The organism is Mycolicibacterium setense, assembly GCF_000805385.1.
Lineage (GTDB): Bacteria > Actinomycetota > Actinomycetes > Mycobacteriales > Mycobacteriaceae > Mycobacterium > Mycobacterium setense.
The window spans coordinates 666418-692362 of sequence record NZ_JTJW01000006.1; the positions used below are offsets into that span (position 1 = coordinate 666418).

Genomic DNA, 25945 nt, shown 5'->3' on the forward strand with positions numbered 1-25945 from the left:
TTCCTTTCGGCGGAGCGTTAGTGGCAGAGCGCTAGTGATGGAGAATCTTGCCGAGAAAATCTTTGGCGCGATCGGATTTCGGATTGTCGAAGAACTCGGCCGGCGGTGCGTCCTCGACGATCGCGCCGTCGGCCATGAACACCACCCGGTCAGACGCGCGGCGGGCGAAACCCATCTCGTGGGTGACGACCACCATCGTCATGCCCTCGCCGGCCAGTGCGGTCATCACCGCCAGCACCTCGTTGATCATCTCGGGGTCCAGGGCACTGGTGGGCTCGTCGAACAGCATGACCTTCGGATTCATCGCCAGCGACCGGGCGATTGCGACGCGTTGCTGCTGACCACCCGACAGCTGTGCCGGGTACTTGTCGGCCTGATTGGCCACCCCGACGCGGTCCAGCAGGGCCATCGCCCTCTCCCGCGCTTCGGTCTTGGACTTGCGGCGGACCTTCACCGGGGCGAGCGTGACGTTCTCCAGGATCGTCTTGTGCGCGAACAGGTTGAAGGACTGGAACACCATGCCGACGTCCGAACGCAGCTGGGCCAGCTTGCGCCCCTCGGCCGGCAGGGTCCGGCCGTCGATCGCGATGGTGCCGGAATCGATGGTCTCCAGCCGATTGATGGTGCGGCACAGCGTGGACTTACCCGATCCCGACGGGCCGAGCACCACGACGACCTGGCCGCGGCCCACGTCGAGGTTGATGTCGTTCAGTACGTGCAGCGGTCCGAAGTGTTTGTTGACTCCCGACAGCGAGATCATCGGCACATCTCGTGGCGCTGCGTCGTCGACCTGCGGCTGCGCGCCGGGGCTTCCCATGGCAGGTGACCTTACCCAGGGAACGTCCACCCTGCCCGGATCTCGTGAATCCGCCGCGTTAACGTTTTGGGCGCCTCCGTACCATTGAGTCCGTGACGACGATGGAGACCCGGGACGCAGCACCCGACCCGGCCCTCGGTTGCGCACGCACCTATCAGGTCCGCACCTACGGCTGCCAGATGAACGTGCACGACTCCGAGCGGCTGTCCGGCCTGCTCGAGGATGCCGGATACCGGCGCGCCGAGGACGGCGCCGATGCCGACATCGTGGTGTTCAACACCTGCGCGGTCCGCGAGAACGCCGACAACAAGCTGTACGGCAATCTGAGCCACCTGGCCCCGCGAAAGCAGGCCGACCCCAACATGCAGATCGCGGTCGGCGGTTGCCTGGCACAAAAGGACCGTGATTCGGTACTGCGCCGAGCCCCGTGGGTCGACGTGGTCTTCGGCACGCACAACATCGGATCCCTGCCGACGCTGCTGGAGCGGGCCCGCCACAACCGTGCCGCCCAGGTCGAGATCGTCGAGGCCCTGCAGGAGTTTCCGTCCACCCTGCCCGCGACGCGGGAGTCCGCCTATGCGGCCTGGGTCTCGATCTCGGTGGGCTGCAACAACACCTGCACGTTCTGCATCGTGCCGTCGCTGCGCGGTAAAGAGGTCGACCGTCGGCCGGGCGACATTCTGGCCGAGGTTCAGACCCTGGCTGACCAGGGTGTGCTCGAGGTCACCCTGTTGGGCCAGAACGTCAACGCCTACGGCGTGTCGTTCGCTGCGGACGAGCGCTTGCGCGAGGACCCGACCAACTGGGCCGATGTACCCCGTGACCGCAGCGCTTTCGCCAAGCTGCTGCGGGCCTGTGGCGACGTGGACGGGCTGGAGCGTGTGCGGTTCACCTCGCCGCACCCGGCGGAGTTCACCGACGACGTGATCGAGGCGATGGCGCAGACCCCGAACGTGTGCCCGACGCTGCACATGCCGCTGCAATCGGGTTCGGACCGGATCCTGAAGGCAATGCGCCGCTCTTACCGGGCCGAGCGCTACCTGGGCATCATCGACAAGGTCCGGGCCGCGATCCCGCACGCCGCGATCACCACCGACATCATCGTCGGGTTCCCGGGCGAGACCGAGGAAGATTTCCAGGCCACCCTCGACGTCGTCGAACGGTCGAGGTTCGCAAGCGCATTCACCTTCCAGTACTCGATTCGACCCGGCACCCCGGCCGCCGAGATGCCCGACCAGTTGCCGAAAGCTGTTGTCACCGAACGCTATCAGCGGCTGATCGAGCTTCAGGAGCGAATTTCCCTGCAGGAGAACCAGGCTCAGATCGGCCGGGAGGTGGAGCTGTTGGTCGCCACCGGCGAAGGCCGTAAGGACGCCAGCACCGCCCGCATGTCGGGCCGGGCCCGCGACGGGCGCCTGGTCCACTTCGCCCCAGGGGCCAAGGACATCCGGCCCGGCGACATCGTCACCACGACCGTGACCGGCGCGGCGCCACATCATCTGATCGCCGACGCGCCGCTGGCCACACATCGGCGCACCCGCGCCGGTGATGCGCACGCGGCGGGGCAGCGGCCCCGCACCGGCGTCGGTCTGGGGCTACCACGGATCGGCGCGCCGACAACGCCGCCGGCATCAGAAGGATGTGGCTGTTGAGCAACGAGAGCGACTTCGACCGGTTCAAGGACGACCTCGCCGCAGTCGAACGCAGGGTCACCCGTGAGTTCGACTCGGGCCCACGGGCGATGGTGGTCGCGATCCTCGTGTTCGTGGTGTTGCTGTCCTTCGTCCTGCCACACACCGGCTCCAGCAAGGGCTTCGATGTCCTGGTCGGTGACGCCACGGCCCTGGCCGACGGGATTTCGCTGCCGTCGCGGGTGTTCACCTGGCTGGCGCTGGTGTTCTCGGTCGGTTTCTCGACGCTGGCGCTGATCACCCGCCGCTGGGCGTTGGCCTGGGTGGCGCTCGCCGGTTCCGCGGTCGCCAGCGCGCTCGGGATGCTTGCGGTGTGGTCACGCCAGACCGCCGCCGGCTACCCCGGCCCGGGCATCGGACTGATCATCGGCTGGCTCGCGGTGATCGTGCTGACGTTCCACTGGGCGCGGGTGGTCTGGTCGCGCACGGCGCTGCAGCTGGCAGCCGAGGAGGAGCGCCGCCGCGAAGCCGCCGAGCATCAGCAGCACGGCGTGCTCGGCTTCCCGAAGGCGGCCCCTGAGCCCGACTCGACGGGCAGCGACACCGCAGGCAAGAAGCCGGACCAGCCGGACCAGACCTAGCTGCGCCCTCCGAGCGCTCCAGCGCTACTTGCGCTCTCCGAGCGCGGCCGCCGCCGCGTCGGCCCACTGACGCCACTGCTCGGCGCTTGCCCTGGCCTCGGCCGCATCCTTCGTCCGCCCGGCCGCCTCGGCCTTCTCGGCCTGCCGCTCGAACTGTTCGGCACGGGAGCGGAATTGATCGGCACGAGCCTTGGCTTCGGGATCGACACCGCCGGACGGTGCGTCGCGGACCTTCTTCTCCACGGCGCGCAGTCGTCGTTCCAGATCGGCGGCGCGTTCACGGGGGACCTTGCCGATCGCATCCCACTTGTCGCCGATGGTGCGCAGTGCCGCGCGGGCCGCATCCAGATCGGTCGTGTCGATCTTCTCGGCCTCGGCCAGCAGCGCCTCCTTGGCGGCGGCATTGGCCTTGAACTCGGCGTCACGTTCGGCGTGCGCGGCGTTGCGGGCGCCGAAGAACGTGTCCTGGGCGGCCTTGAACCGGTGCCAGAGTGCGTCGTCGACATCCTTGGCGGCGCGGCCCGCGGACTTCCACTGGGCCAGCAGGTCGCGGAAGGCGGCGGCGGTGGCGCCCCAGTCGGTCGATCCGGAGAGCTGCTCGGCCTGCTCGCACAGGCCCTCCTTGACCTGGCGGGCGCCGACGCGGCCGCGGTCGAGTTCGGCGAAGTGGGAGCCACGACGGCGATTGAAGGTCTCCCGGGCGGTCGAGTAGCGCTTCCACAGGGCATCGTCGACCTTGCGGTCCAATCCGGTGATGGTGCGCCACTCGTCGAGGATCTCGCGCAGGCGGTCTCCGGCGGACTTCCACTGGGTGGAGTTCGCGGCCAGATCTTCGGCTTCGGCGGCCAGTGCCTCCTTGCGCGCGGTCTGCGCGGCGCGGTGCTCTTCCCGCTGGGCCCGCTCGGTCTTGGCGGCCTCGTCGGCGTGTTCCAGGATCGCTGTCAGACGGGTGTTCAGCGCATCCACGTCGCCGAGAACTGCTGCGGTGGGCAGACTTTCGGCCAGCGCGGCGGCCGCCGACTTGATCTTGCGGGCATCGCCGGTGCCGGTGGACAGCCGATGCTCCAGCAGCGCCACCTCGGTATGCAGATCATCGAAGCGCCGGCCGAAGTGAGCGAACGCAGATTCGGTGTCGCCGGCCTGCCACGAACCGATGACGCGCTCGTCGGATCCGTTGACCAACCACACCGTGCCGTCGTCGTCCACCCGCCCGAAGCGGTGCGGGTCGCTGCTCGGCGCGACCGCGACCACCGGGGCAACCCGGCTGGGACGGGGAACGGGACGGGGTGGGCCCGGCCGTGGGATAGCTGCAGGGGTGGGCCGCGGGTTGGTCTCGGGAGTGGGCCCCGACGTCGTCTGTGGGGTGGCTTCGCCTGGCTCACTGGTTGTCATATCCGCTCCTCGTACTCCGCACGGTTTGCCCGTGCATCTGCCGCGCGACGCGGCGCCTGATGCTGTCGCTTTGTCCGCTATTGAAGCAGGTCGCGCTGTGCCGTGCCCATGGCTTTCGGCGCAATGCCCCCACAAACCCCGATGGGCGGCGGCGGGATCGGCCTGATCCGGCCGTTTCACGGACCCTCGGCGCGGTCACGGCGAGGTCATTCAGGGGTTGGCACCGGCACTCCGTTACAAGCCCGGCGGCCGCCGCGCATTAGTTTGGTGACGTGCTCAGCGCCATCGCGATCGTCCCCGCCACGCCGGTTCTCGTGCCCGAACTGGTGGGTGCGGCCGCGGTCGAGGTCGCAGGCTTACGCGACGCGGTGATCACCACGGCAACGGCGCTGCCGCCGCGCTGGCTGGCTGTCGGCGTCGGCCCCGGCGACGCGGTGTACGGACCCGACAGTGCCGGGACCTTCGCCGGCTACGGCGTCGACATCCCGGTGGCCCTCGGTCCGGGACCGGTGGGCGAGCCGATGCCACTGCCGCTGTGCGCACTGATCGCCGGGTGGATCAGAGGCCAGGCCGCACCCCATGCGAGTGTCGACGTGCACTCCTACGCCGCGACGCATCCGGCGGCCGAAGCACTGGCCCTCGGGCGCACCCTGCGTGCCCGGATCGACGAATCCCCGGATCCCGTGGGCGTGCTGGTGGTCGCCGACGGGCTGCACACCCTGACTCCGGCAGCCCCGGGTGGTCACGTGGCGGCATCGGTGGCCACTCAGCAGGATCTCGACGACGCGCTGGCAACCGGTGACCTGGACGCCCTGGTGGAACTGCCCGAGCCGGTGCTCGGCAGGGTGGCGTTTCAAGTGCTGGCAGGCCTGACCGCATCGTCGCCGGCCACGGCGCGTGAGCTCTACCGAGGTGCCCCCTACGGCGTCGGCTACTTCGTCGGCGAATGGCTGCCGTGATCCGGCCCATCGCGATCATCGGGCCGACCGGCACCGGCAAGTCGGCACTCGGGTTGGCGATCGCCGAGGAATTGAACGGCGAGATCGTGAATGCCGATGCGATGCAGCTCTACCGCGGCATGGACATCGGCACCGCCAAGTTGCCCCTCGCCGAGCGTCGCGGCATCCCACACCACCAGCTGGATGTCCTGGACGTCACCGAGACCGCGACGGTAGCCCGCTATCAGCAGGACGCCGCGGCCGATGTCGAGGCCATCGCGGCCCGCGGCGCGGTCCCGGTGATCGTGGGCGGGTCGATGCTCTACATCCAGTCACTGCTCGACGAATGGACGTTTCCGGCCACCGACCCTGCCGTGCGGGCGCGCTGGGAGGCCCGGCTGGCCGAGGTGGGTGTCGCCGCACTCCATGCGGAGCTGGCCCGGGTGGACCCGGCCGCCGGGGCATCGATCCTGCCCACCGACGGGCGGCGAATCGTGCGGGCCCTGGAGGTCGTCGAGCTCACCGGTCAACCGTTCGCCGCGTCGGCGCCGAAGATCGGTGCCCCGCGCTGGGACACCGCGATCATCGGATTGGATTGGGACACATCAGTTCTCGATGAGCGCCTGGAGCGACGCACCGACCTGATGTTCGCCGACGGGTTGGTGGACGAGGTGCGGACGCTGATCGGCCGGGGACTGCGTGACGGGGTCACCGCTGCGCGGGCCCTGGGTTATGCGCAGGTGCTGGCCGATCTCGACGCCGGGGGAGACGGGGCCGCGGCGCGGGAGCCCACGTTCATCGGCACCCGCCGCTACGTGCGCAGGCAGCGGTCCTGGTTCCGGCGCGACCATCGCGTGGTGTGGCTGGACGGCGCCGCCGACGGGCTGGTGCACGAGGCGCTGCGGGTATGGCGGCACGTATCCTGATCAGGTGATCTCCGGCAGCGTGGGCTTTGTGAAAGGGCACGGCACCCAGAACGACTTCGTGGTGCTGCCCGACCTCGATGCCGCGCTGTCGCTCACGCCGGCCGCCGTGGCCGCGCTGTGCGACCGTCGCCGCGGTATCGGCGCCGACGGCGTGCTCCGTGTGACGACCGCCGCGGCTGCGCAGGCCGCCGGCGTTTTCGAGCGCTTGCCCGACGGGGTCGCGGCCTCCGATTGGTACATGGACTACCGCAATGCCGACGGCTCCATCGCTCAGATGTGTGGCAACGGGGTGCGGGTGTTCGCGCACTACCTGCGCGCCTCGGGCCTGGAGACCGCCGACGAGTTCGTGGTGGGCTCGCTGGCCGGGCCGCGTCCCGTGGTGCTGCACAGTGTCGACGGAACCTCGGCGGAGGTCACCGTGGAGATGGGGAAGGCCAACCGGTTCGGCACGGGAACCGCGGTGGTCGGTGGTCGCAGCCTCAGCGGTGTGGCCGTCGACGTGGGCAATCCGCATCTGGCGTGTGTTGGGTTGACCGAGGGCGAGTTGGCGGTGCTCGACGTCGCGGGGCCGGTGACCTTCGACGAGCAACTGTTCCCCGACGGCGTCAACGTCGAGGTCCTGACCGCTCCGGTCGATGGTGCGGTGTCGATGCGGGTGCACGAGCGCGGCGTCGGCGAGACCCGTTCCTGCGGCACCGGCACCGTGGCGGCCACGCTGGCGGCATTGGCCCATCAGGGCGTCGATACCGGCTCACTGCGGGTGCGCATCCCCGGCGGGGAGGTCGCGGTGACGATCACCGAATCCACCAGCTACCTGCGTGGACCGTCGGTGCTGGTGGCCCGCGGCGACCTGTCCGAGCAGTGGTGGAACGCAGCGCACACCTAATTGGAGTGCGGGCGGAACGATCCACATGACACCCTGTAAGTACATATGACTGATCCTGAACATCCCGTCACCCCCAGCACCGGTGAGCTGGCCCTCGAAGATCGCGCCTCACTGCGCCGCGTCGCCGGCTTGTCCACCGAGCTCACCGACGTCACCGAGGTCGAATACCGCCAGCTCAGGCTGGAGCGCGTGGTCCTGGTCGGCGTGTGGACCGAGGGCAGCGCAGCCGATGCCGACGCCAGCCTGGCCGAGTTGGCGGCCCTGGCCGAGACCGCGGGCTCCGAGGTGCTCGAGGGGCTCATCCAGCGTCGGGACAAGCCCGATCCCTCCACCTATATCGGATCGGGCAAAGCCGTCGAATTGCGCGAGGTGGTGCTCGCGACCGGGGCCGACACCGTCATCTGCGACGGCGAGCTCTCACCCGCGCAGCTCAACTCGCTGGAGAAGGTGGTCAAGGTCAAGGTCATCGACCGGACTGCGCTGATCCTCGACATTTTCGCCCAGCACGCCACCAGCCGGGAGGGCAAGGCGCAGGTGTCGCTGGCCCAGATGGAGTACATGCTGCCCCGGTTGCGAGGCTGGGGTGAATCGATGTCGCGCCAGGCCGGCGGACGCGCGGGTGGAGCAGGCGGTGGTGTGGGCACCCGCGGTCCCGGTGAGACCAAGATCGAAACCGACCGCCGCCGTATCCGTGAGCGGATGGCCAAGCTGCGCCGCGAAATTCGTGACATGAAGAAGATCCGCGACACCCAGCGCAGCCGTCGGCTGGGCTCCGACGCCGCGTCAGTGGCCATCGTCGGCTACACCAACGCCGGCAAGTCCAGCCTGCTCAACGCGCTGACCGGGGCCGGTGTACTCGTGGAGAACGCCCTGTTCGCCACGCTCGAACCCACCACGCGCCGTGGAGAATTCGAGGACGGTAGGCCATTCGTGCTGACCGACACCGTCGGCTTCGTCCGGCACCTGCCCACCCAGCTGGTCGAGGCGTTCCGGTCCACCCTCGAAGAAGTGGTCGACGCCGATCTGCTGGTGCACGTGGTGGACGGTTCTGACGAGCATCCGCTGGCGCAGATCAATGCGGTCCGCCAGGTGGTCAACGACGTGGTCGCCGAATACGACATCGCGCCTCCGCCGGAGTTGTTGGTGGTCAACAAGATCGACGCTGCCACCGGCCTCGGGCTGGCCTCGCTGCGGCGCGCTCTGCCCGACGCGGTGTTCGTCTCAGCGCGGACCGGTGACGGACTGGACCGGCTGCGGGCCCGCATGGCGGAGATGATTCCGCCCACCGACGCCACGGTGGATGTGACGATTCCCTACGACCGGGGGGATCTGGTGGCGCGGGTGCACGCCGACGGCCGGGTCGACGCGACCGAGCACACTGCGGACGGTACCCGCATCAAGGCACGGGTACCCATGGCACTGGCCGCGAGCCTGAGCGAGTTCGCCACGTTCTGACTTGCAGTGCAATGGGTATCAGCCCGTCCGGCTACGCATCCTCAGCAGACGAGCCGACGAACTGACGGTCCTCGGCAAGGTAGCCGCTCCAGCCCAAAGCATCGAGGTCGACCTCCGGTGCCACGGTTCCGCAGCAACGGCACATTCGGGCCTCGGTCTCGGCGTTGAACCGGGCACACGCGGTGGCGTATACGCGCGGCGGATCGGCGTCGTGATCATGTTGCCACTCAAGCCGATACAGCTCGTCACCGCAGGTTTCGCAGAACCAGGCCGCCGCCTCCAGACCGGCGTCGCCTGCGAGATAACGTAGCAGGATGCCTTCCTCGCGCGGCTCGATCCGGTGCGGGGTGCCCGCGGGAATGTAGGCGTGGTCGCCGATCTCCAGGCGCAGTGTGTTCACCGAACTCATCCGCATGCGGATGGTCGTGTCACCCGACATCGCCGCCAGCACTGTGTCCTCGGCGAAGATCTGATAGAACGGCTGGTCAATCCAGTTGCGGGACAAGGTAATTTGTGGGTCGACGTCGAGTGGTAGCACGGCAAGGTCGGCGTAATTGCCAACTGTTGCACCGACCTTGTAGGCATCGAGCATCCGGCGGCGAGTCATGCTTGGACCTCCTTGGCCCTGGTGGTCAGTTCGCGGACTGCGTTGTTGATCACCCGGGTCTGGTCCACCATCCGGCGCCAGCCCCAGGGATCCTCCGGGAACACGTCGTTGACATGGCCGCAGTTGGCGCAGGTCCGGCCCTCATCGGAGTTGCGGATGTCGACGAACTCGCCGGACGCGGCCAGGGTGGCGAACTGCGGAAACTTGTCGTCGGCGTTGCCGAACCGGGTTGGGTCGAAGTCGGGCGCCCCGGCGGGCCCGGCACCGTACTCGAGGCGCACGATCTCCTTCTTGCAGTTCTTGCAATTGGCGCTCAGCGCTTCGCACTGGCCGGGTTCCTCGGACTGGCGCTGGGTGATCGTCGCGACGATGAACGCGTTCGGATCGTTGTAGTCGCGCAGAAACGAGTTCACGCCATGCGTCTTCTGCGTCGCCATGATCGCGCCCGACGCCAGCATGGCCTGATGCGATCCGAAGGTCACCAGGACCTCCGAAATGCTGTTGGTGTGGAAGAAATGCCCGTGGTCGCGGCCCTCGCCGCCAAACATCACCGTGCCGCACGGGACGATAGCGCCCGCGTCGTCGTACGGGAAGATCGGGATGAGATTGGCCGCGGCCTTGGCCATCCGTTCGAAGATGCTCACCTTCAGCGGTTCGCGCTTGCCGTCGGGGGCAGGGATACGGCGGGTCGGTTCCATCGCCGGCAGCGGCGTTACTTCGACAACGTCGGTCATCGTGACACCTTTCTGTGTGCGCTGCGAGGCTGCCGCTCGAACTGGCGCCCGCAGGTGGATGTCGCACTGTGCGGAACAGTGATCGTCATCACGAACCGAACGGTATCAACGGTCAGATCACCCGCGCAAGCAAATCTGCTGCTTGACTTTTGGTATCACCGCTGCTCGGAGCGGGTCTGAGGGTAGGGGCGGGTCAGCCGAAGCGCTTGCCGAGCGTCTGCGCGCTGCGCAGCACTGCGGCCCCGCATCGCTCGGTCCAGGACGCATCGACTCGTGAGATGGGCGCGGTAACGGCCAGTACCCCGCGGACCCGGCCGTTGCCGTCGCTCACTGCAGCCCCGACCGCACCGATATCGCCTTCGATCTCGCCGTTGTTCACGGCATAACCGCGGGATCGGACGTCGGCGAGCTGTTCGAGGAGGGCGGTGCGCGTCCGGATTGCTGTCGGTGTCGGTGCCGACAATTGCTCGTCCGGGTACAGCGCCTTCAGCTCGGTCTCCGGCAGCGCGGCGAGGAGTGCTTTGCCACCGGCAGTCGTGTGAGCCGGCAGGGACCAGCCGACGCGGTTGCCGGCCCGGACCATCTGGGCGCTCTCGACGCTGTCGAGATAGATCACGTCGGTACCGCGCAACTGGCCAAGATGCACCGTTTCGCCGGTGTCCTCGGCAAGCTCGACGAGGACCGCGTGGGCCATGGCACGAATGTCCATGTTGCGGACGACGGCCAGACCGATGTCTATGAGCGCCGGTCCGGGGCGGTAGGCCCGCGACAGATCATCCTGTTCGACGAACCGGTGGTAATGCAGTGTCGAGAGCATCCGGTGCACCGTCGACCGGGACAGCCCCATGTCGCGGCTCACCTCGTTGACCCGGATGACCTTGTTGGTCTCGAACAGTGCGAGAAGGCGCAGAACGTTGTCGACCGCACCGATCAGGCCCGCCGGCCGATCGGTGCCAGGCTCCTCAGGCATCGGCACGTCTCGGACGGGTGCGACCTGCGGCGCAGCGGCGCCGTCCGAGGGAAATATCCACGCGTGCACGCTATCCCACAGCGCGATCAGGCACAGAAGGCTTGCAATGTGATGGCGGTCATGTCACCATTCCACGGGACAGTGTTCCGCACAGCGACACCGAAAGGCGCATCATGGCTCTCTTCCTCAGTACTCATCAAGCCCCCGGCCTCTCTGAGCAGGAGATCGGGTCCTATGCGCCAGAGGTGGCCAAGAACGTGCACGCCACCTTCAAGAATCTCTTCGCCAACACCACCAGCGGCGCCATCTTCACGCTGTACGAGGCCGACAGCGCCGACGAGGTCCGGGAAGAGTTCGAGCGCGTGGGCTTTCCCTACGACGACATCCACGAGATCGACGCGGCCGTGGACGCTGCCGCCGTGTCCGCGATGGCCAATCAATGACGGCAAACACCGCCCTTTCCGTTGACGCCGACGGTGAGATTCGCCTCGATCGGGTCATCACCCTGCAGTTTCGGGGGGACTGGGGTCAGGCGAACCTGACCCGGATCTGCGGCTGGCTGGCTCAAGAGGTCGGCGATCGGGTGGCCGCCGGTTCGCGCTTCGCGATCTGGTCCGGCCGGGGCAGCACGGACGCTGCCGTCGCGCTGGCGGCACGCGTTGCCGACGTGGCCGCGGTGACGCCTGCCGCGTCGTCGGCGCTGATCCGGTCGGGGGAGATGCTGGCCGACGCCGAACCACAGCCGTTCCTGCGAGCGCTGGGGCAGATCCCGCATCGGGATCGGCTGGTCATCGCCGTCGACGCCGACCTGCCGGTGTACAGCGTCGCCGATCTTGCCAGTGTTGCCGATCAGCTGGTGATCGCGACTTGCCCGGATGACGGCGTCAACATGGTCGGATTCGCGGCGCATGCCGCGTTGCGGCTGGCCGGCGCGGACCCAGATGCCCTCGTCGCCGCAGGCGCCCGGTTCGACTACGACGAACGCCCCTTCCCGGGCCTGCAGCACTTCGCCGCCGGTAGCGCCAATGTCCTTATCCAGGAAGCGATCATGACCCCGGGGTGGCAGCGGATCGCCGCCAACCGCCCGGTGCGTTACCTGGATTGGGGTGACGACGTGTACAAGGGTTTCGCCGAACAGGGCTGGGGCCAGGCCATCGTCCCGGCCGGCTACTTGCCCGGGCTGCAGGAAGACCTGCGCGCATTGGACTTCGCCGACTTCATCCTGCTCTGCCGCGACGACCTCGACGACGATCTGGCCTATCTGATCACCTGGTGCATGATCCGCACCCGCCAGGCACTCGAGGCCCAGTACGCGATGTTGCCCCAGGAACGGTCGCCGTTGGTGATACCGATCGATCCCGCGGAAATGGCCAAGACGGCGATTCCGCTGCACCCGGCCGCCGAGCGGGCCTACCGCGACGTCGGCTCGTCGGCCAGCGCCGCCTCGGCGATGTGGAGCTGAGAGAAGGAATTCGTCATGTACGCGATCAACGACGCCTGTATCGACGAACTCGACGGCTCATGCGTCGAAGTCTGCCCGGTCGACTGCATTTACGAAGGGCTGACGAAGCGCTATATCCACCCGCGCGAATGTGTCGACTGTGGCGCATGCCTATCGACCTGTCCTGTCGACGCGATCATGGAACCCGACGAGGCCGAAGACAATCCGGCGGCGTTCGACGACAACGCGCGCTTCTTCGACGAGCCACTACCTGGATGTGACCAACCCCTCGGCGACCCCGGCGGCGCCGGCCCCCTCGGGCCGGTCGGCGCCGACACCCCCACCGTCGCCGCCCACACGAAGGCCAACTGAAATGCGCATCCCCAAACTCATCGTCGGTGGCGGCATCGGCGGAATGACGGCCGCTCTGGCCCTCGCCCAGGCCGGCTATCCGGTGCACCTGGTCGAACAGTCCCCGGAGTTCACCGAAATCGGCGCCGGAATACAGCTGGCGCCCAATGCGATCCGGATCTTGGACCGGCTGGGCCTACTTGCCGAGATCGACCGGGTTTCGGTGCAGCCCAAGCAGGTCGTCCTGCTCGACATCCAGACCGCTGACCGGCTGGCCACCGTCGATCTGTCCGACCCGTTCATCAACCGCTACGGCTATCCCTACATCGTCCTGCACCGCGGCGATCTGTTGGAGATCTTGCTGGCCGCCTGCCGTGCGGACGATCGGATCACCCTGGAGTCCAACAAGACCGTCACCGACGTCATCGACGAAAAAGACAGGGCGCGGGTCGAATTCGCGGACGGTACGTCGTATGAATGCGACGCCGTTGTGGGTGCCGACGGGCTGTGGTCGCAGGTGCGACGCTTGGTTTCCGATGACCAGCCGGTGTGTTCGGCGTATGTCGCCTACCGCGGCGCGGTCGCCCCGGCCGACCTGCCCCTACCCGTCGACCAGGAAGCCGAGTTCATCTGGATCGGCCCCAACAAGCATCTGGTGCAATATCCGATCCGCGGCGGTGAACTCTACAACCAGGTCGCCGTCTTCCGCAGCGAGCGATACCGCCCGGGCGCCGAGCGCGACGGTGACTGGGGTACTCCGGACGAGCTCGACCAGCACTTCGGCACCGCCTGTGAACAGGTGCGGTCATCTGTGACGTTGTTCAAGCGCGAACGTCGATGGCCGATGTACGACCGTGAGCCCATTGACAATTGGACCACTGGTCGGATCACGCTGCTCGGCGACGCGGCGCACCCGATGCTGCAGTACCTTGCCCAGGGCGCGTGCCAGGCAATCGAGGATGCCGGCATTCTCGCCGGCTACATGGTCAAGCACGACGGTGACATCACCGAGGCCTTCGCGAGCTACCAGCAGGAGCGGCTGCCGCGGACCGCGCAGATCCAGCGGGTAGCTCGGGCCTGGGGCGAGATCTGGCATGCCACAGACGCGATCGTGCCCGCTCTGCGCAACCGTGTCTTCGCCCGTAGTTCGGCCGAGCACTACGTCGACCTGGACTGGCTCTATCAGTCGGAGTTGGTGTAGCCATGGAAGATTCGGTCCAACTAGATCCGATCCAACAGGTCATCGATGCCAGCGGCGCACTGGCCGCTGCCGGATTGTCCGACATGGTGTGGGGTCACGCATCGATCCGTGACCCTGACGGGCAGGGCGTATGGATGAAGGCCTCCGGCTGGGGATTTGAGGAGATCACCGCCGAGCGGGTTGTTCTTGTCACTCCCGAAGGTGCGGTGGCCGACGGCGCGGGCAGGCGGCACCTGGAGTATCCGATCCACACCGAGATCATGGCAGCCCGAACGGATGTCGGCTCGGTGGTCCATACGCACGCTCCTGCGCTGAGTGCGTTTGCATCCCTCGACACCGAACTCCGTCCGATTTCGCACGACGCCGTCGTGTTCGAGCGGCACCTGCCGTGCTTCGACGTCACCGGCGCACTGATCGCCGACCGGCAGTTGGGTCAGGCATTGGCCCAGGAGTTGGGTGACGCACCGGCAATACTGATGCCCCAACATGGCGCGGTGACCGTGGGCCCGGATCCGGCGACCGCGGTGATGTACGCCGTCCTGCTGGAAAGAGCTTGTCGCACACAGCTGCTCGCCATGGCTGCCGGCGGACCGGCGCGCTGGTCGGATCCGGAGGAGGCCGCGTTCAAGCGCGAGCAGATCTGGAATCCCAGCCAGCTCGACGCCGGTTGGCAGTACCTCGTGCGGATGAGCAAGGGAGGCAAGGAATGACGACGATCGACACCGCGGAGGAAGCTCGGCTGTACCAGGATTTCGATGCCAATAGCCTGATCCCGCTGTGGACCATTCGGGAAGGCTTGATGCCCGCGGTGCCCACACCTGCCGCGGTACCGCACATCTGGCACTGGACCGATCTGTATCCATTGGCACAGCGCGCCGGTGAGCTCGTTCCCGTGGGCCGTGGCGGTGAGCGCCGCGCCATCGCGGTCGCGAACCCGGGCCTGGCCCCGCACCCCTATGCGACGCCCACGCTCTGGGCCGCCATCCAATACCTCGGCCCCGGCGAAACCGCACCGGCGCATCGGCACAGCCAGAACGCATTTCGCTTCGTCCTGGAGGGCGAAGGAGTCTGGACCGTCGTCGACGGCGATCCGGTCGCGATGCGGCGTGGCGACCTGCTCATCACCGCCGGCTGGCAGTTCCATGGCCATCACAATCCCAATGATGCCCCGATGGCGTGGCTTGACGGTCTCGATGTGCCGTTCTGCGCGAGCATCAACGCGGAGTTCTTCGAGTTCGGCGCCGACGACGTCGAAGACCGTGCGACGCCCCGATTTTCACGGTCGGAGCGGCTCTGGGGTCATCCCGGGCTGGTGCCGGTCTCAGCGGCTGAGGAGCTGCCGCCGTACTCGCCCTTGGCGGCCTACCGCTGGGAAGACACCGATGCCGCGTTGCGTGCGCAACTCGAGCTCGAGGCCGAGGGGCACCTTGGGGTGGTCACTCCCGGTCACGCCGCGATCCGGTTCAGCCACCCCGGCACCGGAAGCGATGCGCTGCCGACGATTCGTCTGGAAATGCACCGAATCGCTCCCGGGACAGCGACGTTGGCGGTGCGAGAGGCGGGCTCCAGTGTTTGGCAGGTGTTCGACGGAGCCGGCGCGGTGACCCTCGACGGTGAGCACCGCGAACTCGTGCACGGCGACGTCATTGCGGTGCCGTCGTGGTGCGAGCACACCTTCAGCGCGTCCAGCGAGCTGACCTTGTTCAGGATGAGTGATCAACCGATCTTTGAGCGCCTCCATCTCAACCGAAGGGTCGCCCGGTGAAGCTGGCCACCGTCCGTACCCCGTCCGGTACCGTCGCGGTACGCCTCGATGATGACTGCGCTGTCGAGACCGGATACCGCGACGTCGGTGCACTGCTGTCCGAGCCCGATTGGCAGGCAATCGCCTGCGATGCAGGCGGTGCCGCACACCAGCTGGATGGGCTGGACTTCGCACCGCTGATACCCAATCCCGGCAAGATGGTGTGCGTCGGCCTCAACTACCGCTCGCACATCCTGGAGATGGGACGTGAGCTGCCGCAGTATCCGACCCTGTTCGCCAAGTTCTCCGACGCGTTGATCGGCGCCGACGACGACATCATCATCCCGACCGCTTCGCAAACACTCGATTGGGAAGCCGAGCTCGGTGTGGTGGTCGGCGCCGCGGTCCGGCACGCCGACACCATCGCCGCGGAGACGGCGATCGCCGGGTACTGCGTTCTCAACGACATCACCGCCCGCGATTGGCAGTACCGCACGGTGGAGTGGTTGCAGGGCAAGAACTTCGAGTCGACCACCCCACTTGGGCCGTACCTACTGACGGCGGACGCCTTCGACATTTCGTCGGCGACCATCGAGGCTCGCGTCGGTGAGGAGCTCGTTCAATCCGCCAAGCTCAGCGACTTGGTGTTCACGCCCGCGGACCTGGTGTCCTACCTCTCGACGATTTTCACCATGAGGCCCGGAGATGTCATCGCCACGGGAACACCCGGGGGAGTGGGCCATGCGCGTGATCCGCGGCGCTATCTCACCCCCGGCGCCATCGTCACCACGAGCATCACCGGGCTGGGTCAGTGTCGCAACGTCTGCCGGCCGGAGCACGCCCATGCCTCCTGAACGCAGCACCGTCGAGGCGTGGCTGCACGTCGAGACCGAACGCCTGCTGCGTACGGTCGACACCTTCCGGGATCGTGATCTCAGTGAAAACAGCTCGCTGCCCGGGTGGTCGGTCGGGCACCTGCTGACTCACATCGCACGCAACGCCGATGCGCTGTGCAATCTGTTGTCGTGGGCCCGTACCGGCGTCGAGGCCCCGATGTACCAGTCCGCACAGCAACGGGAAGACGACATAAAGCTCGGCGCGGTTCGTCCGGCAGAGATCATCGTCACCGACGTTTTGGACAGCGCCGAGCGGCTGCAATCGGCCGCCACACAGCTTTCCGCAGTGGATTGGGCCAACGAGGTCGTCACCGCGCAGGGACGATCGATCCCCGCCGGGCACGTGCCGTGGCTGCGGCTACGCGAGGTGGCGCTGCACCACGTCGACTTGGGCGCCCCCATCCAGGAGCTGCCGGCCGAACTTGTCCGCGCGCTGCTGGACAACGTAGTGGCCTCGACCAGGGGCAAGGCCGACTGGCCGGCGTTGCGGATCGAGGTCGCCGACAGTGATACCGCCGCAGTCGAATTCGGCACCACCGCGAGAGTCACCGGCGCGCCGGACCAGTTGCTGGCCTGGTTGATCGGGCGTTCTGCCGGCAGCGAACTCACCTCTCCGCCCGCCGGGCTGCCAGCCCTGCCGGCGTGGTTGTGAACCGACCATCACCTACTCGATCGGAGATAAGAATTGAAGATCACCCATTTCGGGCACGCTTGCGTCCTGCTGGAGTTCACCGCATCCGATGTTTCGACCAAGCCCAGTCGAATCCTGATCGACCCGGGAACATACTCGACGGGCTTCGAGTCGCTGCGCGATCTGGATGCGGTGCTGTTCACCCACGCTCATCCCGACCACATCGATATGAACCGGGTGCCTGCGCTGGTCGAAGCCAATCCCGGCGCGACCGTCGTCGCGGATCAGTCGAGTGCAACCGGGCTCACCGAGCAAGCGGTGTCCCACCGGGTGGGTGGGCACGGTGACACCGTCACGGCCGGGGATGTCGGTATCGACGTCCTCACCGGGGAGCACGCGGTCATCCACTGCGACATTCCGAATATGACCAACAACGGCTACCTGGTCGATGGACACACGCTGCATCCCGGCGACGCCTTCCTCGACGCGCCGGACTCGGTCGAGGTCCTGCTCCTGCCGGTCGGCGGGCCGTGGATGAAGATCGGCGAAGCCGTCGACTACCTGCGCCGCGTCAATCCACGAGTGGTGATCCCGATTCACCAGTCCGGGCTGGCGCAGGTGCACCAGGATCTGCACTACGGCTTGCTGCGCAACCTTGGCCCCGCGCAGTGCGAAGTAGTGGTTCCCGAGCATGGTGTTCCGGTCACCGTCTGAACCCGTAGCCCACCACAACGTTCGTTCAGGAGTCAGCACATGATTTTGACCAGTTTCCGCCACCCGGGCCTGGGCTCGGCCGTCGGGGCGCGGATCTCGGACACCGAACTCGTCGACTTGAGTCCGCTGACTCCGGACGGCACGGCAGGCTTCAGCGCAATGCGCCGCCTCCTCCGTGCCACTGAGGGGCGGCCGACTTTCACCGTGGCCGAACTCGACGGATTGCCCAGGGTCCGCATCGAGGATGTCGTTGTTGAACCCGTCGTGCCGGACCCGACCAAAGTGGTTGCCGCACCGGTCAATTACCGCGACCACCAAGAGGAAATGGCAGAAGACTACGGTATCGAAGCGCTGGGTGTGTTCCTCAAGGCTCCGTCTTCGGTGCTTGGGCATGGCGGCGTTGTCCAACTGCCGTACACGGACCGCCGTTTCGACCAGGAGGGCGAGTTGGCCGCGGTCATCGGACGGACCGCGCGCTTCGTACCTGTCGACGAGGCGCTCAATGTGGTTGCGGGCTATACATGTTGTCTGGATATCACGATGCGGGGTGGTGAAGACCGGTCCACCCGCAAGTCGTTCGACACCTTCACCCCGGTGGGCCCCTACCTGGTCACCGCCGACGAGATAGACGATGTGTCCAAGTTGCAGCTTCGGACGACGGTGAACGGGACGCTGCGGCAGGACACCGACATTGCCGATCTCATCTGGGACGTACCTCGATTGGTGAGCTATGCCTCATCTGTGATGACCCTGTATCCGGGGGATATCGTCACCACCGGGACGCCGGCCGGGATCGGACAGATCGGGGACGGCGACGTCGTCAGTGTCGATATCGATCAGGTTGGCATGCTGTCGGTATCGGTGAGTGCCAGGGGCGCGGTGGCTTGTCCCACCCGCGGCGCGCAACGTGGGCCGAAACCGCCCAGCGAGGTCACACCGGTACGTCGTCGTGACCACGAGTAGTCCGATGTCTCTGCGCCATTCGGTCGTGGGCTGATGACGGCGCTTGGTGTGTCCGGTGTCGTCGGGGCCTGGATCATGCTGGTGGCCGGCGGGCTCTTCGGTGGTGGCGTCCTGCTCGTCGCTCTGGAACGGGTCAATCAGTGGCAGCGGATGCCGGTCGAGCAATACGCCGTCGATTTTCGGCGCAGCCTGTACCGTCTCGACCCATTGCTGCCGATTCTCGGCAGTCTCGCCGCCGCGGGCGCGGCGGCATACGCTTTCGCCGTCGACGGACGACCGGCGGTGTTGGCGGCGATCGGGATTGGCACGGTCGCGGTCATCATCGTCGGATCGGTGCTGATCGCCGAGCCGATCAACTCCAAATTTCGCCGACTGCCGGAGGGTAGCGTACCTGCAGATGTGAACCGGATTCGCTTGCGTTGGAGGCGATTCCACTACATCCGCACGGCGGCCGCGCTCCTTGCGCTCGGCAGCTTCGCGGCGGCTGCCATAGGTGGGGGATGAACGAACCCATGTCGGAATTCTTGACATGTGGTCGTCGTCACGCCAGAGTGGATGATATTCAGCATGATGAATAATGGTGAATATGCTGACCCGGTTCAGAAAGCGAAGGATATGGGGTATCCGCAACGCAGTGGTCCCGACGTGGTCATCGTCGGTGCGGGACCCGTCGGTCTTTCCCTGGCCCGCTTGCTCGGTCTTCGGGGGCATCAGATCCTGATACTGGAGCGGTGGGCCGAACCGTACCCGCTGCCGCGGGCGGTGCATTTCGACGACGAGATCGGTCGGGTGTTGCAGTCGATGGGGCTGGCCGATCAAGTACGGGCGATCTCGGCAGCCGTTCCGGATCACTACGAATGGCGTAACGCTGCCGGTGAACCGCTGTTGCGCATCGACTGGTCGGGCACGGGTCCATGTGGTTGGCCAACCGCCAGTTTCTTCTCCCAGCCGCAACTCGAGGAGCTGTTGGCCACCGCGGCAACGGCGATGCCCAACGTGACATTGCGCCGGGGTGCCGACGTCGTCGGCATCGAGGACCGCGGTGAGGACGTGGCGGTCACCTTCCACGCCGAACGACAGCCGGAAACAGTGAACACCCGCTACGTCGTCGGCTGCGATGGCGCGAACAGCTTTGTGCGGGAACAGATGGACGTCACCGTCCACGACCTCGGATTCTACTTCGACTGGCTGATCGTCGACACCGTGCCGCTGGATGACGTCGACTGGTCGCCGCAGAACTGGCAGCTGTGTGATCCGGCCAGACCCACGACCCTGGTGTCCGGTGGGCCCGGACGTCGCCGTTGGGAGTTCATGCGACTTCCCGGGGAGACCCGCGAAGAGCTGAACACCGCCGAGCGCGCTTGGCAACTGCTGGAGCCATGGGGACGAACGCCGGAGAACACCGAGCTGGAACGACACGCCGTCTACACGTTCGCCGCGCGCTGGGCCGAGCAGTGGAATCGCGGGCGTCTGCTACTCGCCGGCGACGCAGCCCATCTGATGCCGCCGTTCGCCGGTCAAGGTATGTGTTCGGGACTGCGCGACGCGGCCAACCTGTCCTGGAAGCTTGACCGTGTGCTGCGGGGGATTTCGGACGCGGCACTGCTTGATTCGTACACCAGCGAGCGCAGCGTCCACCTCCAGCACGCCATTGCCATGTCGGTTGAGCTCGGCCGCGTCATCTGTGTCCTCGACGATCAGCAGGCAGCTGAACGCGATGCCCGGATGATCGCCGGCGAAGCCGATCCCGCACGCGTCCTGCCTGTTTCTGTGCTGCCGGTGCTCGGTGCCGGTGTCACCGCGGAATCCGTTGACGTACCGCGACTTCGTGGAACGCTTGCGCCGCAATTCCGAGTCCGGTGTCGCGGGAAGGATGCGCCGTTCGACGAGGCGGCCGGCTACGGTGCGGTCCTGCTGGTCCTCGGTGGTGGGACCCCGGCCGTCGATCCGGGTGCCGCCGATCCGGACGGACTCCGCATCCTGACCGTTGCCGCCGATGGTGATCCCGACCTCGATGATTCGACCGGCGGCTGGACACGCTGGCTCGAATCACATGGAGTCACAGCAGTTCTCATCCGTCCGGACCGCTACATTTTCGGCGCGGCGGCCGTCCCGGAAGCCATTCCCGCGCTGATCGATCAGTACCACAACCGAATTCATTCCACCGTCGGACATACCCCCGCTCCGTGGTCGCCGTCGGCGGCCACGGCGATGTGACGACTCAACCCAGGAGGACGACAACCCCATGCGTATTGCCAATCTCGACAACCGCGCCGCCCTTGTCACCGGGCGTGCCGGCGAGGAGCGGGCGATCGACATCGCCACGGCCTCAGGTGGTCGGTTCACTTCCGACCTTCCCGCGTTGTACCAGGTGTGGGACGAGTTCGTCTCTTGGGCCGATACTTTCGACGCGACGACAGCTGACGTCGTCGCGGTGGACCGGGCGCAGCTCGGTGCGCCCTCGCCGGTGCCGCGGCAGGTGTTCGCGATCGGACTGAATTACAGCGAGCATGCCGAGGAGTCGGGGTTCGACGCACCGACGGATCTACCGCCGGTCTTCGCCAAGTACGTCTCGAGCTTCTCGGGGCCCGACAGCACCGTGGTCATCCCGGACGGCGGTAATGTCGACTGGGAAGCCGAGTTGGTGGTGGTCATCGGCCGTGAGGCACGCAGGGTGGCCGAGACAGACGGTTGGTCCCACATCGCCGGGCTCACCGCAGGCCAGGACATCTCCGAACGCATCTCGCAATTACGCGGCCCGGCAGCACAATTCGGTCTCGGAAAGTCGTTCGCGGGCTTTTCGCCGCAAGGGCCGTGGCTGGTCACACCGGATGAGTTCGACAACCCCGATGACCTCGAGCTCGGCTGCTCGCTCGACGGTGAGGAGATGCAGAAGGGCCGGACCCGGGACCTGATCTTCTCGGTGCCCAAACTCATCGCGAGCCTGTCCGAGACCGTGACGCTGTACCCGGGCGACGTGATCTTCACCGGTACGCCGTCCGGCGTGGGCGTCGGCCGTGAACCGCAGCGCTTCATCCAGCCCGGTCAGCGGCTCGACACCTGGATCGAGGGCATCGGCGAGCTTCATCAGACCTTCATCGCCGACCCGCACACGAAGTAGGACCATCATGGCACTGCACGGACTGGGCAAGGTCACCATCGGTGTGCCCAATGTCGCCGAAACCATCGACTACTACCGGGAATTCGGCCTGGCGCATTGCGGCGACGGGGTGTTCGCCACCCGTTATGGCGGTGAGCAGCTTGAGATCGTGCATGCCCCGCTGCGTCGGTTGGTGCAGCTGACGGTTGCCGCCGACGACCAGGATGACATCGCTGCCATCGCAAGCCGACTGGAGAAGGCCGGAGTTCCCGTTGAATACGACGGCGCAACTCTGCGTGCCACCGAGTCGGTCACCGGCACCGTGGTCTGTGTCGCCGTGCGGCCGCGGATCGTCGTCGAACCGCCGATCCGGCCGACTCCGTACAACGGTCCCGGCCGGATCGACCGCTGGGGGCGCGCACCGTTCATCGCCCGAACCGGGCCCGTGCAGCCGGGCAAGCTCGGCCACGCGGTGCTGGGCAGCACTGACGTGCAGGCCACCATGAAGTTCTTCACCGAAGGCCTCGGCTTCAAGGTCAGCGACTACATGGCGGACCGGGCTGTCTTCCTTCGCTGCTCGGTCGAGCACCACAACGTTCTGGTGATGGCGGCGCCGGTCAACTTCATGCACCACACCAGTTGGCAGGTCGACGACATCGACGAGGTCGGGCGCGGTGCGCAGGCGATGCTGGAAGGCCACCCGGAACGGCACATCTGGGGCTTGGGTCGGCACTATGCCGGAGCCAACTTCTTCTGGTATCTCAAGGATCCGGCGGGCAACTTCTCCGAGTACTACTCCGACATGGATACGATCCCGGAGGACGAGCTGTGGAGTCCCGACGTCATGCACGGTGCGCAGGGCCTGTACGCCTGGGGACCGCCGCCGCCGGCGTCGTTCCTGGAACCCGAAGATCTGGCCGCCCTCATGGTCGGTGCCCACTCGGCACGTGCTCGGTGAAAGGCCCCGCAATGTCGGTCTGTCACGTCGTCACCTTCACCTTCAAACCCGGTACACCCGATGCCGCAATCGCGAAACTGGGTGCGGCGCTGGACGGTCTGGCCATCCGGTCGGGTGCAACCAGCTATCGGCATGGTCGCGATCTGCAGCGCCGTGTTGGCAACGCCGACTATTCCGTCACCGCGCTGTTCGACGACTACGACAGCTTCACCACCTACCTGGAATCGCCGGAGCATCTCGGTATCGTTTCGGAACTGCTTGCGCCGCATCTGGAAAGCCGGTCGGCAGTGCAGTTCGCAGTGCGCGGTCGGTGAGCGGCGCTACGCCGTGTCGGATTGACCGCGGGACAGCGCGGGAATCGATCGGCCTGTGGTGTTGTGTTCGTGAATGAGGTCTAGCGCACGCGGATCACGGGCGGCGATCGCATCGACCAGGTCGGCGTGCAGCATGTACCTGCTGTGGATGTAGTCCACCAGCGGCTCGCCCTCGACGGGCTGCACGGCCATCAGGTGAGACTCGATGATTTCCAACAGGTTCAGGTAGAACGAACGCAGTATCGCGCTCGGGCTCACGGCTGCGATCCGTGCGTGCAGAGCCCAGTTGGCGCGCACGAAGGCGGTGCTGTCGTCAGCTTCGGCTGCGACTTTCATGTGCTCCAGCTCGGCACGCAATGCCCTGATGTCGTGAGCCGAGGCATGCTCCAAGGCGTCTTCAACCAGCAACGGATCGAGGGCATTGCGGAGTCGTACCGCATCGGCCACCGATGCGGCATCGTCGTCGAGGGCCAGCATCGAGTTGCCCAATCTCACCACCGGGGACTGCCGGCTGGCGAACAAGCCACCGCCGGGGCCCGATCGCAATGTGACGAGTCCTCTCGATTGGACCATGCGTAGCGCTTCGTTGAACGTGCCCACCGACACCCTGCAGGCGGTGCGCAATTCTTCTTTCGTTCCAAGCCGGTCGCCCGGTTCGACCGACGCCGCTATCGCGGCCAGTTGCTCGGCGGCCTGTTCCGGTCGCGTCTGACCCCTGTCGACCGGTCGACGATCCCACTCCGCACGTCGTAGGGCGGGAATTTCGGTCATCACACTTCGCTTTCGTTCGTTGAATCCCTGACTGACCTAACGCAATAGAAGCAAGACCATTATTCATCATAATCAATTACGTCAGATCTATTGACACGTGACCGGCGTCACCTCAGACTACTGGCAGTCGCATCAATTGAGCATGCTGAATAGGGCGGAAGAGGATCCCGTTGTACGAACTCGACAGTTGCCGGCCGACGGTTTCCGCCGGTCACCAACTCGGATCTGCCGGTGGCAGTGCGGTCATCGGATGACGGCGCCGACGGTGTTGAAGCCGGCGATCGCTATCGGCGGCTTCTTCGCGATGGTGCTGGAAACAGTGGCAGCACTGCCTCGGCGGCCGTTCGCCGCGCGTGAGGTGGTGCTGCAGTCGTGGTTCGTCGCCCGGGTATCGCTACTGCCGACGCTGATGCTGGCCATGCCCTACACCGTGCTGGTGGTGTACACCTTCAACATCCTGCTGGTCGAGTTCGGCGCCGCGGACTTCGCGGGGACCACCGCAGCCTACGGAACCGTCACCCAAGTCGGCCCGATCGTGACGGTCCTCGTGGTCGCCGGCGCCGGGGCGACCGCGATGTGCGCGGACCTGGGTGCTCGCACCATCCGCGAGGAACTCGACGCGCTGCGCGTCATGGGTATCAACCCAATTCAAGCCTTAGTCGTACCGCGCGTGCTGGCGGCCACCATCGTCGCGGTGCTGCTGTCGGCAATGGTCATCTTGGTAGGCCTGATCGGCGGATTCTTCTTCACCGTCTATGTCCAGGACGTCACCCCCGGCGCGTACGCGGCAGGCATGACTGTGATGACCCAATTGCCCGACGTCATCCTGGCGTTGATCAAGGCCGCGCTGTTCGGGTTCTCGGCAGGCCTCATCGCCTGCTACAAGGGGACCTCCGTCGCTGGCGGCCCCGCCGGCGTCGGGAACGCGGTCAACGAAACCGTGGTGTACACGTTCGTGGCGCTGTTCGCCATCAATATCGTCGCCACCGCCGTCGGCGTGCGGGTGACACTGTGACCGTCGCCGCCCCGCGGTTCCCGCGCCTTGTCCACCGAGCCCGGGGTTGGGCCAGTGGTTGGAATCGTCTTGGGGCCCAGGCACGGTTCTACGCGGCGACGGTCCGTTCCATCGGCGACGCGTTCGCGCATTACAAGATCGAATTGCTCCGACTGATCGCGCAGATGGGTCTGGGCACCGGCGCGCTCGCCGTGATCGGTGGCACCGTCGTGATCGTCGGGTTCCTGACCGTCACCATCGGCGGTCTGGTCGCGGTAATCGGCTACAACCAGTTCGCCGATATCGGTGTGGAGGCGTTGACGGGGTTCGCGTCGGCCTACTTCAACGTCCGGTTGGCGGCACCTTTGACCGCTGGGGTGGCATTGGCAGCCACCATCGGTGCCGGCTCGACCGCCCAGTTGGGCGCAATGCGCATCAACGAGGAGATCGACGCACTGGAGGTCATGGGTATCCGCTCGATCGCCTACCTGGCTTCGACCCGGGTGGTGGCCGGGGTGATCGTGGTTGTTCCGCTGTACTGCGTGGCGGTGCTGTCCGCGTTCTACGCCGCAAAGGTAAGCACCACTGCGATTTACGGCCAATCCGCCGGTGTGTATGACCACTACTTCAATACGTTTCTGAACCGGACCGATCTGGTCTGGTCGTTCCTGCTGGCGGTGTCGATGGCCATCGTCATCATGCTGGTACACACCTACTATGGGTTCACCGCCTCGGGCGGGCCGGCAGGCGTCGGCGAGGCCGTGGGACGGGCGGTACGTACTTCGCTGGTGGCGTCGGCGGTCTTGATCGTGTTCATCTCGCTGGCCATCTACGGCCAGTCCGGCAACTTCAATCTTTCGGGATAGCGTC

General features: G+C 66.4%; 29 protein-coding genes. 23 read left to right on the top strand and 6 right to left on the bottom strand.

The genetic code is table 11. The features are described from left to right. Window positions 1-31 precede the first annotated feature (31 nt). Window positions 32-760 (bottom strand): amino acid ABC transporter ATP-binding protein, encoded by a 729-nt coding sequence (locus tag QQ25_RS13905; protein ID WP_039319304.1) that lies wholly within the window; start codon window positions 758-760, stop codon window positions 32-34. Between the two features lie 158 nt (window positions 761-918). Here QQ25_RS13905 and miaB point away from each other — a divergent pair, with 158 nt between their 5' ends. Beyond that, a complete protein-coding gene (gene miaB / locus QQ25_RS13910) occupies window positions 919-2469 on the top strand; it encodes a tRNA (N6-isopentenyl adenosine(37)-C2)-methylthiotransferase MiaB (protein WP_039319306.1) in 1551 nt (516 codons plus the stop codon). Then, the gene (locus tag QQ25_RS13915) at window positions 2457-3089 is read left to right on the top strand and encodes an Rv2732c family membrane protein (protein WP_039379206.1); all 633 of its coding nucleotides are present in this window, start codon (window positions 2457-2459) and stop codon (window positions 3087-3089) included. Before miaB ends, QQ25_RS13915 begins: the two co-directional genes overlap by 13 nt. 24 nt (window positions 3090-3113) lie before the next feature. On the opposite strand, the gene QQ25_RS13920 is transcribed toward QQ25_RS13915, so the two are convergent. Further along, on the bottom strand, window positions 3114-4481 hold the full coding sequence (locus tag QQ25_RS13920) for a DUF349 domain-containing protein (protein WP_039319310.1): 1368 nt from the start codon (window positions 4479-4481) through the stop codon (window positions 3114-3116). Window positions 4482-4753: 272 nt separating this feature from the next. Between QQ25_RS13920 and QQ25_RS13925 the strand changes: the two genes are divergently transcribed. From QQ25_RS13925 to hflX, 4 genes are read left to right on the top strand one after another with little or no spacing between them, the layout of a single operon-like run. Further along, on the top strand, window positions 4754-5440 hold the full coding sequence (locus QQ25_RS13925; RefSeq protein ID WP_039379209.1) for a class III extradiol ring-cleavage dioxygenase family protein: 687 nt from the start codon (window positions 4754-4756) through the stop codon (window positions 5438-5440). Continuing rightward, window positions 5437-6345: a tRNA (adenosine(37)-N6)-dimethylallyltransferase MiaA gene (miaA, locus tag QQ25_RS13930; protein ID WP_039320480.1), complete on the top strand. Its 909-nt coding sequence runs from the start codon at window positions 5437-5439 to the stop codon at window positions 6343-6345. Before QQ25_RS13925 ends, miaA begins: the two co-directional genes overlap by 4 nt. A gap of 19 nt (window positions 6346-6364) precedes the next feature. After that, window positions 6365-7231 carry a diaminopimelate epimerase gene (gene dapF, locus QQ25_RS13935; protein WP_039320482.1) on the top strand — a complete coding sequence of 289 codons (867 nt, stop codon included), beginning with the start codon at window positions 6365-6367 and terminating at the stop codon, window positions 7229-7231. A 45-nt stretch (window positions 7232-7276) separates the two neighbouring features. Continuing rightward, window positions 7277-8686, top strand: coding sequence for a GTPase HflX (gene hflX, locus QQ25_RS13940; RefSeq protein ID WP_039319315.1), 1410 nt, complete (start codon window positions 7277-7279; stop codon window positions 8684-8686). A gap of 31 nt (window positions 8687-8717) precedes the next feature. Here the strand turns inward: hflX and QQ25_RS13945 are convergent, their stop codons facing one another. The 3 genes from QQ25_RS13945 to QQ25_RS13955 form a co-directional block, all read right to left on the bottom strand. Next, the gene (locus QQ25_RS13945) at window positions 8718-9293 is read right to left on the bottom strand and encodes a cupin domain-containing protein (protein ID WP_039379211.1); all 576 of its coding nucleotides are present in this window, start codon (window positions 9291-9293) and stop codon (window positions 8718-8720) included. Continuing rightward, the gene (locus QQ25_RS13950) at window positions 9290-10027 is read right to left on the bottom strand and encodes a hypothetical protein (protein WP_131546165.1); all 738 of its coding nucleotides are present in this window, start codon (window positions 10025-10027) and stop codon (window positions 9290-9292) included. The genes QQ25_RS13945 and QQ25_RS13950 overlap by 4 nt, the downstream gene beginning before the upstream one ends. A gap of 193 nt (window positions 10028-10220) precedes the next feature. After that, window positions 10221-10997: an IclR family transcriptional regulator gene (locus tag QQ25_RS13955; RefSeq protein ID WP_082017571.1), complete on the bottom strand. Its 777-nt coding sequence runs from the start codon at window positions 10995-10997 to the stop codon at window positions 10221-10223. 173 nt (window positions 10998-11170) lie between these two features. Between QQ25_RS13955 and QQ25_RS13960 the strand changes: the two genes are divergently transcribed. From QQ25_RS13960 to QQ25_RS14030, 15 genes are all read left to right on the top strand, one after another. Then, window positions 11171-11440: a nickel-binding protein gene (locus tag QQ25_RS13960; RefSeq protein ID WP_101906180.1), complete on the top strand. Its 270-nt coding sequence runs from the start codon at window positions 11171-11173 to the stop codon at window positions 11438-11440. Continuing rightward, window positions 11437-12459 carry a TAXI family TRAP transporter solute-binding subunit gene (locus QQ25_RS13965; protein WP_052235814.1) on the top strand — a complete coding sequence of 341 codons (1023 nt, stop codon included), beginning with the start codon at window positions 11437-11439 and terminating at the stop codon, window positions 12457-12459. Before QQ25_RS13960 ends, QQ25_RS13965 begins: the two co-directional genes overlap by 4 nt. Before the next feature lie 15 nt (window positions 12460-12474). Next, window positions 12475-12810: a ferredoxin family protein gene (locus QQ25_RS13970; RefSeq protein ID WP_039379218.1), complete on the top strand. Its 336-nt coding sequence runs from the start codon at window positions 12475-12477 to the stop codon at window positions 12808-12810. A gap of 1 nt (window position 12811) precedes the next feature. Next, window positions 12812-13990 carry an FAD-dependent monooxygenase gene (locus tag QQ25_RS13975; protein ID WP_039379220.1) on the top strand — a complete coding sequence of 393 codons (1179 nt, stop codon included), beginning with the start codon at window positions 12812-12814 and terminating at the stop codon, window positions 13988-13990. A gap of 2 nt (window positions 13991-13992) precedes the next feature. Beyond that, window positions 13993-14700, top strand: coding sequence for a class II aldolase/adducin family protein (locus QQ25_RS13980; RefSeq protein WP_052235815.1), 708 nt, complete (start codon window positions 13993-13995; stop codon window positions 14698-14700). Continuing rightward, entirely contained in the window at window positions 14697-15755 is a 1059-nt protein-coding gene (locus tag QQ25_RS13985; protein ID WP_039379223.1) for a cupin domain-containing protein, read from the top strand. Before QQ25_RS13980 ends, QQ25_RS13985 begins: the two co-directional genes overlap by 4 nt. Then, a complete protein-coding gene (locus tag QQ25_RS13990) occupies window positions 15752-16588 on the top strand; it encodes a fumarylacetoacetate hydrolase family protein (protein ID WP_039379226.1) in 837 nt (278 codons plus the stop codon). The genes QQ25_RS13985 and QQ25_RS13990 overlap by 4 nt, the downstream gene beginning before the upstream one ends. After that, a complete protein-coding gene (locus QQ25_RS13995) occupies window positions 16578-17282 on the top strand; it encodes a maleylpyruvate isomerase family mycothiol-dependent enzyme (protein WP_039379229.1) in 705 nt (234 codons plus the stop codon). The genes QQ25_RS13990 and QQ25_RS13995 overlap by 11 nt, the downstream gene beginning before the upstream one ends. Before the next feature lie 33 nt (window positions 17283-17315). Further along, the gene (locus QQ25_RS14000; RefSeq protein WP_039379231.1) at window positions 17316-17975 is read left to right on the top strand and encodes an MBL fold metallo-hydrolase; all 660 of its coding nucleotides are present in this window, start codon (window positions 17316-17318) and stop codon (window positions 17973-17975) included. Window positions 17976-18014: 39 nt separating this feature from the next. Beyond that, window positions 18015-18938, top strand: coding sequence for a fumarylacetoacetate hydrolase family protein (locus tag QQ25_RS14005; protein ID WP_039379234.1), 924 nt, complete (start codon window positions 18015-18017; stop codon window positions 18936-18938). A 48-nt stretch (window positions 18939-18986) separates the two neighbouring features. Further along, window positions 18987-19442 carry an anthrone oxygenase family protein gene (locus QQ25_RS14010; RefSeq protein ID WP_157847816.1) on the top strand — a complete coding sequence of 152 codons (456 nt, stop codon included), beginning with the start codon at window positions 18987-18989 and terminating at the stop codon, window positions 19440-19442. 111 nt (window positions 19443-19553) lie between these two features. Beyond that, a complete protein-coding gene (gene mhpA, locus QQ25_RS14015) occupies window positions 19554-21155 on the top strand; it encodes a bifunctional 3-(3-hydroxy-phenyl)propionate/3-hydroxycinnamic acid hydroxylase MhpA (RefSeq protein ID WP_039379238.1) in 1602 nt (533 codons plus the stop codon). A gap of 28 nt (window positions 21156-21183) precedes the next feature. Continuing rightward, window positions 21184-22059 carry a fumarylacetoacetate hydrolase family protein gene (locus QQ25_RS14020; RefSeq protein WP_039379241.1) on the top strand — a complete coding sequence of 292 codons (876 nt, stop codon included), beginning with the start codon at window positions 21184-21186 and terminating at the stop codon, window positions 22057-22059. 7 nt (window positions 22060-22066) lie between these two features. Continuing rightward, window positions 22067-22996, top strand: a complete 930-nt coding sequence (locus QQ25_RS14025; RefSeq protein WP_039379244.1) for a VOC family protein — start codon at window positions 22067-22069, stop codon at window positions 22994-22996. Continuing rightward, window positions 22993-23310, top strand: coding sequence for a Dabb family protein (locus QQ25_RS14030; protein ID WP_131546168.1), 318 nt, complete (start codon window positions 22993-22995; stop codon window positions 23308-23310). The genes QQ25_RS14025 and QQ25_RS14030 overlap by 4 nt, the downstream gene beginning before the upstream one ends. Window positions 23311-23316: 6 nt before the next feature. Here QQ25_RS14030 and QQ25_RS14035 read toward each other — a convergent pair whose 3' ends face one another. Next, entirely contained in the window at window positions 23317-24081 is a 765-nt protein-coding gene (locus QQ25_RS14035) for a FadR/GntR family transcriptional regulator (protein WP_039379249.1), read from the bottom strand. A gap of 250 nt (window positions 24082-24331) precedes the next feature. Here QQ25_RS14035 and QQ25_RS14040 point away from each other — a divergent pair, with 250 nt between their 5' ends. Continuing rightward, window positions 24332-25096 (top strand): MlaE family ABC transporter permease, encoded by a 765-nt coding sequence (locus QQ25_RS14040; protein ID WP_052235816.1) that lies wholly within the window; start codon window positions 24332-24334, stop codon window positions 25094-25096. Next, window positions 25093-25941 (top strand): ABC transporter permease, encoded by an 849-nt coding sequence (locus tag QQ25_RS14045; RefSeq protein WP_039379252.1) that lies wholly within the window; start codon window positions 25093-25095, stop codon window positions 25939-25941. Before QQ25_RS14040 ends, QQ25_RS14045 begins: the two co-directional genes overlap by 4 nt. The last annotated feature ends 4 nt before the right edge of the window (window positions 25942-25945 follow it).

Coding starts and splice junctions, on each gene's coding strand:
- QQ25_RS13905 (WP_039319304.1), bottom strand. CDS start 760: ATGATCTCGCTGTCGGGAGTCAACAAACACTTCGGACCGCTGCACGTA.
- miaB (WP_039319306.1), top strand. CDS start 919: ATGGAGACCCGGGACGCAGCACCCGACCCGGCCCTCGGTTGCGCACGC.
- QQ25_RS13915 (WP_039379206.1), top strand. CDS start 2,457: ATGTGGCTGTTGAGCAACGAGAGCGACTTCGACCGGTTCAAGGACGAC.
- QQ25_RS13920 (WP_039319310.1), bottom strand. CDS start 4,481: ATGACAACCAGTGAGCCAGGCGAAGCCACCCCACAGACGACGTCGGGG.
- hflX (WP_039319315.1), top strand. CDS start 7,277: ATGACTGATCCTGAACATCCCGTCACCCCCAGCACCGGTGAGCTGGCC.
- QQ25_RS13945 (WP_039379211.1), bottom strand. CDS start 9,293: ATGACTCGCCGCCGGATGCTCGATGCCTACAAGGTCGGTGCAACAGTT.
- QQ25_RS13950 (WP_131546165.1), bottom strand. CDS start 10,027: ATGACCGACGTTGTCGAAGTAACGCCGCTGCCGGCGATGGAACCGACC.
- QQ25_RS13955 (WP_082017571.1), bottom strand. CDS start 10,997: ATGCCTGAGGAGCCTGGCACCGATCGGCCGGCGGGCCTGATCGGTGCG.
- QQ25_RS13960 (WP_101906180.1), top strand. CDS start 11,171: ATGGCTCTCTTCCTCAGTACTCATCAAGCCCCCGGCCTCTCTGAGCAG.
- QQ25_RS13965 (WP_052235814.1), top strand. CDS start 11,437: ATGACGGCAAACACCGCCCTTTCCGTTGACGCCGACGGTGAGATTCGC.
- QQ25_RS13970 (WP_039379218.1), top strand. CDS start 12,475: ATGTACGCGATCAACGACGCCTGTATCGACGAACTCGACGGCTCATGC.
- QQ25_RS13975 (WP_039379220.1), top strand. CDS start 12,812: ATGCGCATCCCCAAACTCATCGTCGGTGGCGGCATCGGCGGAATGACG.
- QQ25_RS13980 (WP_052235815.1), top strand. CDS start 13,993: ATGGAAGATTCGGTCCAACTAGATCCGATCCAACAGGTCATCGATGCC.
- QQ25_RS13985 (WP_039379223.1), top strand. CDS start 14,697: ATGACGACGATCGACACCGCGGAGGAAGCTCGGCTGTACCAGGATTTC.
- QQ25_RS13995 (WP_039379229.1), top strand. CDS start 16,578: ATGCCTCCTGAACGCAGCACCGTCGAGGCGTGGCTGCACGTCGAGACC.
- QQ25_RS14005 (WP_039379234.1), top strand. CDS start 18,015: ATGATTTTGACCAGTTTCCGCCACCCGGGCCTGGGCTCGGCCGTCGGG.
- mhpA (WP_039379238.1), top strand. CDS start 19,554: ATGGGGTATCCGCAACGCAGTGGTCCCGACGTGGTCATCGTCGGTGCG.
- QQ25_RS14020 (WP_039379241.1), top strand. CDS start 21,184: ATGCGTATTGCCAATCTCGACAACCGCGCCGCCCTTGTCACCGGGCGT.
- QQ25_RS14025 (WP_039379244.1), top strand. CDS start 22,067: ATGGCACTGCACGGACTGGGCAAGGTCACCATCGGTGTGCCCAATGTC.
- QQ25_RS14035 (WP_039379249.1), bottom strand. CDS start 24,081: ATGACCGAAATTCCCGCCCTACGACGTGCGGAGTGGGATCGTCGACCG.
- QQ25_RS14040 (WP_052235816.1), top strand. CDS start 24,332: ATGACGGCGCCGACGGTGTTGAAGCCGGCGATCGCTATCGGCGGCTTC.